This window comes from Actinopolyspora lacussalsi subsp. righensis, assembly GCF_900116555.1.
Taxonomy (GTDB): Bacteria; Actinomycetota; Actinomycetes; order Mycobacteriales; family Pseudonocardiaceae; genus Actinopolyspora; species Actinopolyspora lacussalsi.
In genome coordinates, this window is sequence record NZ_FPAT01000002.1 from 45,215 (window position 1) to 60,592 (window position 15,378).

Consider the following 15,378-nt stretch of genomic DNA (forward strand, 5'->3'; position numbering starts at 1 on the left):
GTCAGGCCGAAGCCGGATAGATACGCACGTCGTAGCGGGTGAGTTCCTCGCCCAGGGTGGCTTCCCAGTCGGCGCCGTCGAAGGACTCGAAACCGAGCATCGTGCCGTCGGAGGCTTCGTAGTCGTGGTAGCGCACGCTGCCGCTCTCGTCGAGGCCGGTGGTCGCCTCGCTGCTGAACCGAGCCGTGCCGGACTCCTCGGAGCGGAACTCCCGTTCGCCGAATCCCAGTTTCGCGGGTCCCGGTGTCGGTACCTCGTCCGTTTCCACGGGTGTCCACTGCGTCAGGACCAGGTCGGGATCCTCCTCGACCCCCAGCCACACCTGGGTGCCCTTGGCGTCGTCCAGCAGGTGTTCCGACCAGCGCCAGCTGCCTTCCGACAGTCGCAGCGTTCCCCGCACCGTGTAGGACATTCCCCGGACCTCCACGATGTCGCCCGCGGTCAACGAGCGCGGGTCGCCGCGCAGCGCGTCCTGATCGGCGGTGTCGAACGGGTCCTTCGGTCCCCGTTCGCCGTGGCGGGAGCCGCCCCGCCGCGAACGCCGACCCCGGAGCACGAGCGCGATCACGACCGCCACCAGTGCTACCAGCAGGATGAGGATCGGAAGGATCACGAATATGTTCAACTAAGCCCCCTGAGCGATTCCCGAGCACCACCGGCCGATCGGTAGCGTATCGGTAGTGACGTGTGGTTGTCCGCCGTTCGGGTGAAAAAACGTGTCACCGAGTGTGATTCGTGACCCGTTCGGGAGATCAGTACGTGATTCCCGCTACCAACGATGCCACGCGGGAGGGACTCGCCGGGGCTCTCGAACATCTCGGGGATGACTTCGGTCGAACGGTGCCGCGTCGACCTAACGGTGGCGGAACGCGGTAGCACGCGCCCCGCCACCGACGGTGTGAACCGGCGTGAACACCGGTCAGCCGATCGCCGCTCGGCTCATTCGTCCAGCAGCTGGGCGCAGCGGATCAACCCGAGGTGGGAGTACGCCTGCGGGTGGTTGCCCAGCGAGCGCTCCGCGATCGGGTCGTACTCCTCGGACAGCAGGCCGGTGGGGCCCGCGTTGTCCACGATCTGCTGGAACAACTCCTCCGCCTCGGTACGCCTGCCGATCAGCAGGTAGGACTCGATCAGCCAGGTGGCGCACAGGTGGAACCCGCCCTCGTGGCCGGGCAGACCGTCGTCGCGGCGGTAGCGATACACCGTCGAACCGCTGCGCAGCTCCGACTCGATCGCTGTGACGGTGGACCTGAACCGCTCGTCGCTCGGGTCGATCAGACCGGAAAGCCCCACGTACAACGAGGCCGCGTCCAGGTCCGAGCCCTCGTAGGCGGTGGTGAACGCCTGCACGTCCGGATGCCAGCCGTTCTTGAGCACGTCCTCGGCGATCTGCTCGCGCAGCTGCACCCACCCCGGCTCGGCCGTCCGGTCGTAGTGCGCCGCCAGCTTGATCGCCCGGTCGATCGTGACCCAGCACATCACCTTGGAGTAGACGTGGTGCCTGGGAACGTCACGTTCCTCCCAGATGCCGTGGTCCGGCTCGAACCAGCGCCGGGTCACGGCCTCCGCCATGCCCCTGACCAGCTCCCAGTCGGCGTCACGCAGCTTGCCGTGCGCCAGCGCCAGATCCGTGGCCAGCTCCACCACGGGGCCGAACACGTCCAGCTGCACCTGCTGATCGGCCAGGTTGCCCACCCGAACCGGTCGGGAACCCGCATACCCCGGCAGGGTGTCGATGACCGCCTCCGGGCCGAGCGTGCCACCGGCCAGCGAGTACAGCGGGTGCAGCCGTTCCGGGCCGGGCAGGGTGTCCATCACCCGGTGCAGCCAGTCCAGGAACGCCTCGGCCTCGGCGGTGGAGCCCAGTGAGACCAGCGCGCGGGCGCTCATCGCACCGTCCCGCAGCCAGCAGTAGCGGTAGTCCCAGTTGCGCACCCCACCGATCTCCTCCGGCAGGGAGGTGGTGGCCGCGGCCATGATCCCGCCGGTGTCGGTGTTGCAGAGCCCCCGCAGCGTCAACGCCGAACGCACCACCAGGTCGGTTTCCAAGTTCGGCAGCCGCAGCTGCTTCACCCACTCCGACCAGTACCGGTTCGCGATCGACCGCCGCTCCGGCTCGGCGAGATCGGAACCAGCCAGCGTTTCCGTACCGCAGCGCAGCTCCAGCACCACCGGGGAATCCTCGGACAGGTCCAGCTCCGCGTGCGCGGACTCGTGCATGCCGTCCGAAGTGATCCACCACTTCACCGAGGGCGAGTACAGCACCATCGGTTCCGAGGTGCCGTGCACCCGGATGCCCTCCGATTCGGCGGTCATCCGCACCGGGACCTGGCCGAACTCGGGACGGGGCGCGAACTCCACCTCGGCCTTGGTGCTGCCGCTGATGACCCGGATCAGGTCCGTGCGGTGGGAGTCGCCGCCGTGCTCCAGGTAGTCGGTCACCAGCAACCGCGACCAGCGGGTCTCCACCGTCATGGTGCCGGGTATGTAACGCTGCCCCAGCGGCAGCGTGCTGCGCGGTGCGCCGTTGCTGTTCTCCGGCTGCGGCTGCGCGGGCAGCACCGAGAAGTGCCCGGCACCCTGTCCGCCCAGCAGATCGGCGAACACGGCGGCGGAGTCCGGGCCGGGGTGGCACATCCACGTCACCCGGGCGTCCGGCGTCAGCAGCGCCACCGTGCGCTCGTTGGCCAGCATCGACAGCCGCTCGATGGCCGGGGCCTGCTCGCCGTACAACCAGGTGCGGCGTTCCTCCATGAGCAGGGCGAGCACCGTCGCCACCCCGGGTGTGTCCGGCACCCGGTAGTGGCCCAGCGTGTCGCCCTCGCCGACCTTGATGCCCAGATCGGGGCCGTGCAGTTTGCTGAAGACCTTCTCGTCGGTGACGTCGTCACCGAGGAAGATCGCCCCGGTACAACCGGTCTGGTGCCGCAGCGCCTCGAAGGCGTTGCCCTTGTCGGTCTCCACCACGGCGAGCTCCATCACCGACTTGCCGGCGGTGACCTGCACGCCTTCCCAGGTGGCCGGTCCGGAACGGACCGCGTCGAGAACGCTCTCGCTGACCTCGGGGTCCGCCCTGCGGACGTGCACGGCCACACTGGCCGGTTTCGCCTCCAGCGTCACCCCCGGCTGACCGGCGGTGATCTCCTGCAGGCTGCGCTGCAGCTGAGTGCGCAGGTGCGTGGTGTCCGGGTCGAGCTCGTGCACGAAACCGACGTCGAACTCGGAACCGTGGCTGCCCACCAGGTGAACCTCAGCGGGCAGCCGGGACAGCGTGGCGAGGTCCCGCAGCGCCCTGCCCGAGATGACCGCGGCGGTCGTGGTGGGCAGCGCGGCCAGCGAACGCATCGCGTGTACGGATTCGGGTAGTGGTTTGGCCTGACTCGGATCCCCCACGATCGGGGCCAGTGTGCCGTCGTAGTCGCAGGCGACCAGTAGGCGAGGTGTGCGCGCGAGCTGCACGATCGTGCGACGAAGCTCGGCGGGGAGGGCTTCGGCGGTCAACGCCACACTCCTGTTGAGATCTCGGGATGGTCGGAAGGCGGGTCGAACACACGGGCCGCGGGTGTCGGCCCCACGATTCGTGGTGGCCGCTTACGCGTGCCGCCGGTCGACCGGTGTATCGCTATTGAAGTGGTCGGGCCGCCGGCCCCGGAGCCGCGCCACAGCCCGGTCCGGTGCCCGAGTCGGCGCTCGGTGACGTCGCGGTCCACATCGAGCGGACGATCACGTCACGTGCCCCGCCGACCCGCCGGTCGTTCGGCTCGACAGCCGGAGTACCCCGGTGCGGCCGGGTCGGACACACCGTACCCGGCTCCGGAACCGACACGGACCCTAACGGCACCTCGTGGCGAGGCCGTCCGCCACGCTCCGGGCGGCGACAGCACTCGGCCGTGGCGGGGGATCTCCCGCGAGCCGTGCCGTAGCCCATGCGTCCACCCGGTTCCGCAGTGTCGAGGTCCGCCGTCGACCGATTCCTACTCCGTCGGCGAAGCTCCCAGCGCCTCGAGGAACGACCGCGCCCAACGGTCGACATCGTGCGTGAGCACTTGCCTACGCAATGCGCGCATCCTACGGCGTCCCTCGGCCTGGTCGATATTCAGGGCCGCCAGCATCGAATCCTTGACCCCGTCCAGATCGTGCGGATTCACCAGTAGCGCGCTGGTGAGTTCGGCGGCCGCTCCGGCGAACTCACTGAGTACGAGGCTACCTCCGAGGTCGCCGCGGCTGGCCACGTACTCCTTGCAGACGAGGTTCATCCCGTCACGAACCGGCGTAACGATCATGACATCGGCCGCGCAGTAGAACGCGATCAGGTCCTTTCGGTCCACCGAAGTGTGCAAATAGTGCACGGCCGGGTGACCCACTCGACCGAATTCGCCGTTGATACTGCCGACCTTGCGCTCGATGTCCTCGCGCATCTGCTTGTAGTGCTCCACCCGCTCCCGGCTGGGGGTGGCCACCTGGATCATCGCGACGTCCTCGACGGTGGCGTGCCCCTCGGACAGCAGCTCGTACATCGCGTTGAGCCGCACGTCGATCCCCTTGGTGTAATCCAGCCGGTCGACACCGAGCATGATGCGGCGCGGATTGCCCAGTTCGGAACGAATGGCCTTGGCCCGCTGCTGCACCTCCCTCGTGCGGGCGAGCTGGTCGAGCTCCCCCGAGGCGATGGAGATGGGGAACGCGCCGACCCGCACGACCCGATCACCCACCTGCACCACACCGGGACGGGAACGCACCCCCACCTGGGCGCGGCTGGGTTCGAAACCGGCCAGCCTGCGGGCCAACCACATGAAGTTCTGCGCACCGCCGGGACGGTGGAAACCCACCAGATCCGCGCCGAGCAGCCCCCGCACGATCTCGGTCCGCCACGGCAGCTGCATGAACAGTTCCACGGGCGGGAACGGGATGTGCAGGAAGAACCCGATGCGCAGGTCGGGGCGCAGTTCGCGCAGCATCGCGGGGACCAGCTGCAACTGGTAGTCCTGGATCCACACGGTCGCGCCCTCGGCGCTGACCTCGGCGGCCGCCTCGGCGAACCGCTGGTTAACCCGCTGGTAGGAGTCCCACCAGGAGCGGTCGAACACCGGTGGGACCACCACGTCGTGGTACAGCGGCCACAGCGTGGCGTTGGAGAACCCCTCGTAGTACTCCCGGAACTCGGCGGTCGACAGCCGCACCGGGTGCAACCACATGTCCCCGTCCGCGAAGGGGTCCACTTCGACGTCGGCGACGCCGGGCCAACCGACCCACGCCCCCTGCCGGGCACGCAGGAAGGGCTCCAGTGCGGTCACCAGCCCGCCAGGGCTGTGCTTCCAGCGCTGGGTCCCGTCCTCCATGCGTTCCAGGTCGACCGGTAGCCGGTTGGCGACGACGACGAAGTCAGCTTTCCTGGGCTCACTGCCCTTACTCACCGGTCTTCCTCCTATGGTCCGGTTGCGGTTCGGATGCGGGCTCACGTGCCCAGTCGAGCAGCGCGAGCGGAACCGGCTGCCGAGTCGGACGCGTCCGCGGGGGATACAGGGCACGTGGCCGTTCGCTCGACGTGCCTCGCGACGCCGCGGACTTTCGACCCGGACCGTCCGGTTCCGCCACCGCCCGGTCGAGCCGAAGAGTTCCGGGAGCGGCTCCCGAAGTCGGTTACCCGTGGTCGAGGCTAGTCAATCGTGATCCACTTCGCGTGGTTCGAGCGTCGCAACGCGGTTGGTCGGGTCCGATCATCCTCGCAGGGTGCGCGCGGGGCAGGAAGCCTCGCGCGGCCGGACTTTCCGGAACGGTGGTGCGAGATCGCGCCTTTGGACGCGGATTCGGTGGACGGAACCTCAGTCCAACCTGCGGCTGGTGGGGCGCAGCGGTCCCGACATGCGGGGACCGGACATCCGCCGTTCCAGCCTTCCCAGCCCGGTACGCACCGGTTGCGAGAGGAACTCACCGAGCACCACGCCCGCACCGAGTGCCAGCCCCGTGGCCGCCGCGATCATCAGGGTGGACAACCCAGTCGGGTTGCCCTGCACCGACAGTTCGTACAGCGCGCGATAGGTGGCCAGCCCGGGCAGCAGCGGTGCCACGCCCGACACGGCGACGACCAGGACCGGGATGCGGAGTCGGCGTGCGATGACCCCGCCGATGAAGCCGACGATGGTGGTGGCGATGGCCGAGGCGAAGATCGGGTTGAACTCGATCCTTGCCATGACCTGGAAGACCAGGGCGGCGATGGCTCCGCCGCCCGCCGCCATGATCAACGGGCGCGGCGGGGAATAGCTGGCCACCGCGAAGCACGCGGAGGTGGCGGCCCCCGCGAGACCCTGCAGCGGCAGTTCCAGCAGGCCGGGGAACGGCAACACCCCGCCGCCGAGTTCCTGCACGTTCAGCCCGCCGCCCAGGGCGTCGGCCCCCAGGATGCGCAGTGCCATGTACAGCGCGAGCACCACGCCCGCTATCAGCCCCGCCGAGGTCAGCGCGAGTTCGGCTATTCGGCCCGCGGCGGTGACGTTGTAGCCGGTGATGGCGTCCTGCATCGAGCCGACCACGGTCATGCCCGACAGCAGCACGATGATGTTCGCGGCCACGGCGAGCGCGGCGGTGGGCAGGATGTCCGTGGCGAAGCAGGCCAGCGCCACGCTGGTGGCCAGCGCCCCGCCCACGGTCTGCTGGAAGAACACCGGCAGGCCGCGTTGGTTGAGCAGCCGCCCCACCCGGTCGACCAGGGCGGTGGAGGCCGCGGCCACCAGCGGCAGCATCGGTGGGGTGGTGCCGCCGCCGAGCAGCACCGACAGCGCGGCGGCCATGCCCGCCCAGGCGAGGGTCGACACGGCGCGGGGAAAGGGGTGCGGGGCGCGGGCGATGGTCTCCAGCTCCGCGTAGGCGTCCGAAGTGGTGATCTCGCCCGCCACGATGCGGCGGATCAGGTGTTCCACCTCGGCGAGCCGGGTGTAGTCCAGCGAGCGGTTGCGCACCACGCGCAGTGAGGTGATGGGGAGGTTCTCCGTCCCCCGGTAGCAGGAAACCGTGATGGACGTGTAGATCACGTCCACTTCGCAGTGCGGCAGCCCGTAGGCGTCGGTGACGCTGGTGATGGTGGCGCTGACGTCCGAGGCGCCGACGCCGCTCGCCATCTGGATCTCGCCGATGCGCAGCGCCAGTTCGAGTACGAGATGGACCGTCGAGTCGTCGGGCAGGGCGGGGCCGTAGACGACGTTGCGAGTCCCGACGGTTTCGGAAGGGTCGCGTCGCCGCAGCACACCACGTGCGCGCTGCGTGATTCCCACTGCCGCTTTTCCTCCTTGCATGACCTTCCGCGTGAAGCGCGGTTCGTGCTGTTCACCCCTGGAATCGCCAGCCACGTACGCACCGTTGCACTCCCCCGGGGTGGCGTCCATCACTGGTCGCCGGTGTGACTCGGCGTGTCGCTCTTCGGGCTCGCCGCCGTTCGGGGGCGTTGTCGTGCGGGGCCGTCGCCGTGCGGTCCCGCTCCGGCACGATTCGGAGCGACCGGTTCACGCCGCCGCGCCACGCTCGCCGGTGCGTTGCCGTGTCCGGCCCGCTCGGATCGATCCGGTTTCGGAGCGAGGGGCCAGGAACGGTGTTCGTTCCGGTGGTGCGGTGGGGTTTCGTGAACCGTGCTCCGCCGTCCGAGCCTACGCCCGGATTTTTCCGGGGAGTCGCCCGTTACCGCATCGTGGGATACGGCGGAGCGTGCGTCGTCACGTGGTCGGGTGGGTGAAGCGCGGGCTGGACCGTCGGTCCCCGGAGTCGGGGCAGGTGCGGGTCCGCGCGAGCTTCGGCCCGGTGCGGGCTCCAGGGCGCGATGCCCGGCCCGGTGCCTCCTCGCTGTGAGGGCGGGGATTACCATTGGGGCGTGTGGAGCTGATCCACACGCGCCGCTGTAGCTCAGTTGGCAGAGCGCCCGCCTTGTAAGCGGAAGGTCAGGGGTTCGAGTCCCCTCAGCGGCTCCGGTTCTCACCAGCGAAAACAGTCCTCTGGGGGCACAGTAAAGACTGTTTTCGCTGCTGGCCAGTCTCAGTTACCTCCCCAGAAGTACCGATTGAGTCGGTCGGCCACGTCCCGCTACGTGAGGGTCGCGTTGTAGCTTCTTTGGTCCGTGCCTCGAGACACACCAGATGTAGATCATCACGTTGGCGAAGCGTTACGTTGCTACCCGTGAATGATTCTCTTGTCTCGAAAGCTTTCGCCGAGTTCAAGCTCAGTATCACGCGCGCGATGGCTGACCAGCTCGCGGAGGCACTTGACCAACTTGAGCCCGCTCCCCTGACCAAAGAGAACGTGGAAGCTCTTGAAGCTCGTCCTGGTGTGTATGAGCTGTATCTGCGTGGTGAACGCGTGTATGTAGGTAAGGCCAGCAAGAGCAAGTCGAGCAAGGATCTTCCCGGAAGACTCGGAGACCACATTCGGAAGTTGTCGGGGCGTCAGGGAATCACGCTGGACGACATGAGCTTTCAGTGTCTGTACGTCGATGAGGACTTGGAGGCCGCAGCGCCGGAAACGATGCTGATCAACAAGTACAAGGACAAGGCGAAACAGACACTGCCGTGGAACTTCAACGGGTTTGGCAACAACGATCCGGGGCGCAACCGCGACCATTCACTGGTCAAATCCAACCACTTCGACGCGTGGTATCCGGCGGACCTCGATGTGATCGTCTCCACGGGACTCGAGCCGGGCGCGCATCACGTCACGAAGTACTTGGAGGCGGTTAAGGCCGCCTTGCCCTTCAACCTGCGCTATGACAGCAAGGCGTTGTCGCCACGGAAAACAGACATGCCCTACGTCGTGGAGATGCCTGATCGCGAGGTGTCAGCGCGAGAGCTCGTGCGTAGGGCGGTCGAGGCGTTGCCGCAGGAGTGGCAGGCCACCGTTTTGCCTGGTTACGTGATTCTTTACCAGGAGGAATCCTATTACAGGAGCGCTCGACTGTACTGGAGTAAGGATCACGACGAGTTGGTCGAGACGGAAGGAGCGAACCTCCGTGACCCCAAGGGCGAGGTAATCGAAGAGTCCTACCTGAACGAGTGACCATCATCGAGGCTTATCGCACGTGCGTTCGAATCATGACCGCGGTATAGTCCATTCGTGTTCACCGAATCCGCCGAGCAGATGACCTTGCCCCTGCCGAGTCAACCCGAGCTCGGGACCAGTGTTGAGCTCTTCACCGGCGGTGGAGGTTTGGCTCTGGCGATGCACGACGCGGGGTTTCGTCATCTGATCGCCGTGGAGTCGGATCGGCGCGCGTGCGAGACGTTGCGTACTAACGTGGCTGAGTCGTTCGACCCCGACACGCTTCAGGCGGAGGCCCTGAACTCCGAATGGCCGTTGATCGAGGGAGACATCCGTGCCGTGGACTTCAAGCGGTGGGGCGGTGAGGTCGATGTCGTCGCTGGTGGCGTTCCCTGCCAGCCGTGGTCGCTCGGTGGTGCTCACAAGGGGTACGAGGACGATCGCAATCTGTGGCCCGAGTTGTTTCGGGTGGTGCGCGAGACACGTCCACGAGCGGTAGTGGCCGAGAACGTCAAGGGCCTGCTACGCCCTTCGTTCAAGCCGTACTACGACTACATCCTCAATGAGCTCCGCGCTCCCTTCGAAGAGCGAGTCGACGGGGAAGACTGGCGCGACCACGACAAACGCCTGCGGAAGGCGCTTGCCAAGGACAACGCTGATCCCACCGAGCGCTACGACGTGGCCCACTTCCTGGTCAACGCCGCGGACTACGGTGTGCCCCAGATCCGCTGGCGCGTGTTCGTTATCGCCTTCCGGCGTGATCTCGGTTTGGAGGGGTGGCAGTTCCCGAAACCGACTCACTCGGAGGGCGCTCTGCTGCGAGCACAGTCGAATGGCGCGTATTGGGATGAGCACAAGGTATTCAAGAAGAATCGCTACTTCCCGGAACTCTCTTCACGAAACCTTGAAGAGGCCGAAAGTACTCATCGATGGCGCACGCTGCGCGACGCGCTCACCAAAGATCCCAAGCTCGGTGAACCGGTTCACGAAAAGATCGAGCACGAGGACAACAAGTTCTGGCACCATTACGCTTGGCCAGGTGCTCGCGAGTATCCTGGACACACTCCCAATCTGCTGGACAGGCCGGCCAAGACCATCAAAGCGGGGGTGCACGGTGTGCCAGGCGGTGAGACAGTACTGCGCAAACCCGATGGGTCGATTCGGTACATGACCGTACGGGAAGCCGCGCGTGTCATGACCTTCCCGGACGATTGGAAGATCGCGGGTCCGCGGGGAGAGAAAATGCGTCAGCTTGGTAACGCGGTTCCGGTGGAGCTAGGCCACGTCGCTGCCAACGCGGTCGCCGAAGCACTTAAACCGCATCTTCGCTCTCGTGTCGCGTCATGACGAAACATCCCCTGTGGAAAGAATCCAGACCGCCTGACCTGGCATGGCGAACCCCCAGCGGACGGACACGAGCCGAGCGTGTAGCCGAACAAGACGATGCCGCTGGTAACAGGCAGGCGCGTGAAATGCGATTGTCCGATGGTCGCCGCGTCCACGGTTCCATCGCGCTACGTGTGTTGCCGCGAGGACGTCGTATCTACGCTTACCTACGTTGGTCAGTGCGCGGAAAAACCAAAGAAAGTTTCGTCGGTGAAGTCTCCCGGGATACCCGCTCAGCCAACCTCGCCGAGGCGTGGCGCATGGTGCGCGAGGATGAATCGCTCGAAATGACAAGCAGCTCCGAGTCCGCTGAACGTGCTGAGGCCAGTTCCTGGGCCTCGAGTCCTGCCTCGCAGGCGATCATGCGCGCGAACAAAGGGCGAGACACCCGTCCGGAGAAGGCTCTGCGATCGGCTGTCCACGCACTCGGATGCCGTTACCGAGTTGACACTCGCCCTATCAAGAGTGTGCGTCGAACCGCCGATCTCGTGTTCCCAAGGCAGAAGTTAGCGGTCTTCCTGGACGGTTGCTTCTGGCACGGCTGCGATGAACACTATCGCCCTGCCAAAGGTTCCACTTCCGAATTCTGGAACAACAAGATCGCCGACAACCGTCGACGAGACCGCGACACCGACCAACGTCTCCACCAAGCCGGTTGGGAAGTCATCCGAGTGTGGGAGCATGATGATCCGGCGAGCGCTGCTGAACACATAGCCCATCGGGTCAATCGAGCGAGGAAGTCGGACGCTTACTCAGATGATCCAATGGAATGCTCCGTTGGTGACGAATAGTCAGTCCTTTTGGTCATGGTTTCGTGGCATTACTCGTGTTGCGAGATCGCATATGCTTGGCCCCATGGCGAAGGCTGCGAACCGGCAAGCTATCTCGTAGCAGCGTCGAGAAGCTTCCGAATGGAGACCTCCGTGTGAAGGTGTACACGGAATTCGATCCAGTGACCAAGCGCCGCCATTGCCTGACCGAGGTCATCCCGTTCGGGGAGGGGAAGCTCAACCGGATTCCGATGGTACTCAGTTCGCCAAGCCGGATTCGGTGACCCAGCGCTATGACCGGATGGTGCGCAGACTCGGGATCTCGACCACACTGCACAAGCTGCGGCACTACTCGGCCACCGAGCTGATCTCGGCTGGCGTGGATCCGCGGACCGTGGCCGGGCGGCTTGGGCATGGTGGGGGTGGTGTGACCACGCTGCGGGTGTATTCGGCGTGGGTGTCCGAAGCTGATCAGCGGGCTTCGCGGGCGTTGTTCGAGCGTGTTCCGGAACGTCCGGACGGGCCGCGGTCTGTCGAGGAGCGTGCGAAGATCGCGCCGGAGAACCCGTACGAGCGGATCGCCTCCGAGCTCCGCGCACGAATCGTGCAAGGCGAGCTCGTCGACGGTGCCGCGATTCCGAGCCTGAAGAAGCTCATGGCCGAATACGACGTCGCCTCGGCCACCGCCAGCCGCGCCGTGTCACTGCTCAAGACATGGGGGCTCGTCGAAACCACCGGAGCCGGCCAGCCGAACACGGTCTCCGTCGGGGCATGTGAAGCTTCGGGAACGGGGGTTGAGGATTCGAACGGCGACATCCCCAGCTACTTGAGCAACCGCCCCACAACGGGGAATTAACGGCCGAGCCCGCTACCGCTCCGATCGAGGAAAGTCCGAGGATGTTGAGCTTCGAGCTCCGCTATCTCGGTGAACTCGTCCGCACCTTCACCGCCGAAGCCGACCCCGGCAGTGCCGATCACCTCAAGCGTCTGCTCACCGCCGCCGTCCGCCGCGACGGCCGCGGCGACGCCGAGATCCTCGACTACGAGCTCGACGTTCGCGATTCAGCTGGTGAACTGATAACCACCTTCGCCAAGATGGCGGCGTAGACGGGTGGGTTCTACTTCTCATCCCCGAACTTGACTGTCCATCGCGCTGTAGCTGAAATTCCCGCGCCTGCGGGGGAGTACCCCTCCCTGTGGATAAAGGGCACGGCAGCGGAGGGATCATTCCCCCTACGGGGAGCACGACGCGATCGATCGCCGTCAGGACATCGAAGGGTGAGAATCTCCACGTTTAAGTGGAGCACTTTCCCCACCGACCATGTAGATCCCGAACTCGGCTCCCCGCAGGGGCTGGGGTGATCCTGCTGGACACCAGATGGAGTCTGAGTAGTAGCGGTACAGAATCCTCCGTTAAGCGTTGAGGATGTTGTTTTCGTTTACGAGAGCTCACCAGTCTCAAGCCCTGGCTTCTGCGTCGATATGTTGTGGTCATTCGCGCGAAGGCGTTGAGGGGCTCTTTACTCGTCTGAGCGGGGTTTCCTCGCTGTCACGGTGATTGTGGCCATACCCAAATCGAGGAGACCCGGCTGCGACAACCGGTCGATCACGTCGGCGACCTCGTCCTCCCGCACATAGGGGAGTTCGGCGATGCCAGGCTTCAGATGCTCGAGAGTCAGGCGCCAGAAGGTACCAGCTGCTGTGCCATGTGTGATGGTCGGGCAGGTAACGTGCATGTCGATGTCAGTCAGGCCGAGGCTGGCCGATTTGGCGGGCAAGTTCAGTGCGCAGTCGGTGCAGTCCGTACCGAGGCGTTGTGCTAGCACTTCCAGTGCACCCAAGGAGACGCGCCGGTATGTGTCGTCCCGTGCTGAGTGCAGCGGGAACAAGGCCGGTTCCTCCAGTACCAGCCATCCTCCTGGACTCAGCCATCGTGTTATAGCGGCGTGGACGTGGTCGCGTTCCGGCAAATGGTGTAGCAGATATCGGGTATGAATGAGGTCCCATGAGGAGTCGGGAAACGAGTCTTGTGTGACGTCATGGCAGATGAACCACAGGTTGTCGTGCCCTCGCGAGTCGAGCAAGCGCAGGCTTCGGTCGGTTCCTGTCACGTGCGCGGAGGGGTGGCGTTCTGCCATCCAACGGGCGACTGAGCCGGTTCCGGCTCCCAGCTCCAGCCACTGGGGGCCGACCCCACTCGGAAGGGACTCCAGTACGGAAAGCGTTACAGGATCGAGCGTGTCGCTCAGTGCCTGCAGGCGCTCGTATTCGTTGTCATCGACGTGACTGAAGATCGTGTCGCCATACCCCTCGTTCGGAGTGCCCATAGCAGTCACCTTCGATCGCTGGAGAAGGACGCGACCAGGTCTGCTGGGGACAGGCTGCTGCAGTGACGATGGCCTGTCAGGGCGAGCGCGGCGGTGAACTCGGTGCGCAGACATTCCACGAGGTGTTCGACCCCGTCCTGTCCCCCGACGGCCAAAGCGAACAGCCAGGGGCGGCCGATCATGACGGCGCTCGCTCCCAGAGCCAGGGCAATCAGTACATCGGTGCCGGTGCGGACGCCGGAATCGAACAGGACTGGGATCCGTTCGCCGACCGCCTCCGAGACCGCAGGTAGGCACTCCAGCGCGGCCACTCCATTGTCGAGTTGTCTACCCCCGTGGTTGGAGACAACAATGGCGTCTGCTCCCGCCTCGCAGAGCCACGATGCTTCGGCTGGATCACACACCCCTTTGATGACGAGAGGCAAATTTGTCCACGACCGCAGAAGCTCCAGATCGTCGGGATGGAAGGTGGGTTTGGTGAAGACACGATTCCACGTTGAAGCCACATTCGCTACCGCGTCGGGAGCAAGGCCGTCGGATGTCCTCGGATTGCCATCGATTCCTGCCAGTTCTTGGAAACGCCTGTCGGAGAGGTAATTCCCCAGCCCCTGGGCAGATCTGAACGGGGAGAACCCGGCCGCAAGTTCTCGAGGTCTCCAGCCCGCCTGGTAACAGTCGCCCATCACCACGATCGCTCTGTAGCCTGCAGTTTCGGCACGTTGGACCAAAGACCGGGCCAGTTTCTCATCATCGGGCCAGGCGAACTGGAACCACTGATCACCTTCCGGAGCGGCCTCGGCCACGTCCTCCAACGGAGCGGACGTCATCGCCGACAGCACCGGAACCACTCCCGCCTTGGCCGCTGCACGCGCCGCCCCGCACTCGGCATCAGCGTGGGTCAGTTCAGCTACGCCAGCCGGCGCTAACATCACCGGAAGGCTCATCGCCGTTCCCAGCACCGTGCAGGACGGGTCCGCATCAGCCGCATCGCGGAGCACTCGGTAGACCAATCCTCGGCGGGTGAACGCGGTTTCGTTGGCCGCGCACGTCAATTCTCGTCCCGCACCACCAGCTATGTAGTCGAAATATCGGCGGGGAAGGACATTCCGGGCTTGCCGTTCCCATTCCTCCATCGTGATCGGATACTGACTGCCGCCTTCGGCGAAAATTCGCGTCTGGAAACTTCCCGTATACGCCACGGTGCGTACCCCTTCAAATTCCTAGTCGCGGCTCCTCGGTTCTCGGGAACCGGACCTGCATCGACGTCGAGCATGGGGCGGGGCTCCGCGCCGAGTGAACCGCCTGTATCGCTGTGCGGAACAGCGGCACACGACCAAAGTCGGACAGCTGAACGAGCTGGCTCCAGCGGTTCTACGGCGCCAACACCAAGATTGTGTCCCAGGTCGCCGAGCTACTCGGGATCCTTCTATCCTCTGCGGAGGACCCTGTACCGCTTCTACTCAGACCCCAGATCGTCCTACATCGCGGAAGGCGGTCCCCACGCCTGCGAGGATGAACTCTTGATGTCTGGTGTGGCGCAGTAGCAGTAGGGAAGGAGCTCCTCTCCCAGGAGTCCTGTCCCGGTGTTGAGCCGACTGGTCGGTTGCGCACTTCCAGACTGAAACGAGCGTTGAGCCCGTGGCGTGGCATCACTCGTGGTGCGAAACGGGGTCGGTGAGTGTGGTCGGAGTTGAGCGCGGTGGCAGGTTGTGTGGCCGTCGTCGCTGGTCGTTGTCATTGTTCATGCGGCTCAGGCGCCTTGTAAGCGGAAGGTCAGGGGTTCGAGTCCCCTCAGCGGCTTCATCTCTCACCTGGGTTTTCGAGGTCGGGGTTCCCGCTTCGGCGGGTCTTGTGACCCGGTTTGTGACCCGAACTCCGTT

General features: G+C 65.3%; 11 protein-coding genes and 1 tRNA gene. 6 read left to right on the top strand and 6 right to left on the bottom strand.

Features of this window, described 5'->3' with window-relative positions:
- Window position 1: 1 nt before the first annotated feature.
- The 4 genes from BM394_RS03680 to BM394_RS03695 all read right to left on the bottom strand — a co-directional run bounded on the left by BM394_RS03680 (window position 2) and on the right by BM394_RS03695 (window position 7,268).
- Entirely contained in the window at window positions 2–625 is a 624-nt protein-coding gene (locus BM394_RS03680) for a DUF4178 domain-containing protein (protein WP_092973875.1), read from the bottom strand.
- Between the two features lie 314 nt (window positions 626–939).
- Complete coding sequence (gene otsB, locus BM394_RS03685; protein ID WP_092974956.1) at window positions 940–3,501, bottom strand: trehalose-phosphatase; 2,562 nt, start codon at window positions 3,499–3,501, stop codon at window positions 940–942.
- Between the two features lie 473 nt (window positions 3,502–3,974).
- Window positions 3,975–5,414 (bottom strand): alpha,alpha-trehalose-phosphate synthase (UDP-forming), encoded by a 1,440-nt coding sequence (locus BM394_RS03690; protein WP_092973878.1) that lies wholly within the window; start codon window positions 5,412–5,414, stop codon window positions 3,975–3,977.
- Window positions 5,415–5,822: 408 nt separating this feature from the next.
- Window positions 5,823–7,268 carry a threonine/serine exporter family protein gene (locus BM394_RS03695; protein WP_092974959.1) on the bottom strand — a complete coding sequence of 482 codons (1,446 nt, stop codon included), beginning with the start codon at window positions 7,266–7,268 and terminating at the stop codon, window positions 5,823–5,825.
- 611 nt (window positions 7,269–7,879) lie between these two features.
- On the opposite strand from BM394_RS03695, the gene BM394_RS03700 reads away from it, so the two are divergent.
- The 6 genes from BM394_RS03700 (at window position 7,880) to BM394_RS22670 (ending at window position 12,278) form a co-directional block, all read left to right on the top strand.
- A tRNA-Thr gene (locus BM394_RS03700) sits at window positions 7,880–7,952 on the top strand.
- A 208-nt stretch (window positions 7,953–8,160) separates the two neighbouring features.
- A complete protein-coding gene (locus tag BM394_RS03710) occupies window positions 8,161–9,033 on the top strand; it encodes a GIY-YIG nuclease family protein (protein WP_139235125.1) in 873 nt (290 codons plus the stop codon).
- Window positions 9,034–9,195: 162 nt separating this feature from the next.
- Window positions 9,196–10,362, top strand: a complete 1,167-nt coding sequence (locus BM394_RS03715; RefSeq protein WP_425427646.1) for a DNA cytosine methyltransferase — start codon at window positions 9,196–9,198, stop codon at window positions 10,360–10,362.
- Between the two features lie 218 nt (window positions 10,363–10,580).
- Complete coding sequence (locus tag BM394_RS22970; RefSeq protein WP_245779950.1) at window positions 10,581–11,192, top strand: very short patch repair endonuclease; 612 nt, start codon at window positions 10,581–10,583, stop codon at window positions 11,190–11,192.
- 259 nt (window positions 11,193–11,451) lie between these two features.
- Window positions 11,452–12,027, top strand: a complete 576-nt coding sequence (locus BM394_RS03730; protein ID WP_217643339.1) for a GntR family transcriptional regulator — start codon at window positions 11,452–11,454, stop codon at window positions 12,025–12,027.
- Between the two features lie 41 nt (window positions 12,028–12,068).
- On the top strand, window positions 12,069–12,278 hold the full coding sequence (locus BM394_RS22670; RefSeq protein ID WP_092973889.1) for a hypothetical protein: 210 nt from the start codon (window positions 12,069–12,071) through the stop codon (window positions 12,276–12,278).
- 413 nt (window positions 12,279–12,691) lie between these two features.
- Here the strand turns inward: BM394_RS22670 and BM394_RS03740 are convergent, their stop codons facing one another.
- Complete coding sequence (locus tag BM394_RS03740) at window positions 12,692–13,498, bottom strand: class I SAM-dependent methyltransferase (RefSeq protein WP_092973892.1); 807 nt, start codon at window positions 13,496–13,498, stop codon at window positions 12,692–12,694.
- A gap of 5 nt (window positions 13,499–13,503) precedes the next feature.
- On the bottom strand, window positions 13,504–14,697 hold the full coding sequence (locus tag BM394_RS03745) for an alpha-hydroxy-acid oxidizing protein (RefSeq protein ID WP_092973894.1): 1,194 nt from the start codon (window positions 14,695–14,697) through the stop codon (window positions 13,504–13,506).
- Between the last annotated feature and the right edge of the window lie 681 nt (window positions 14,698–15,378).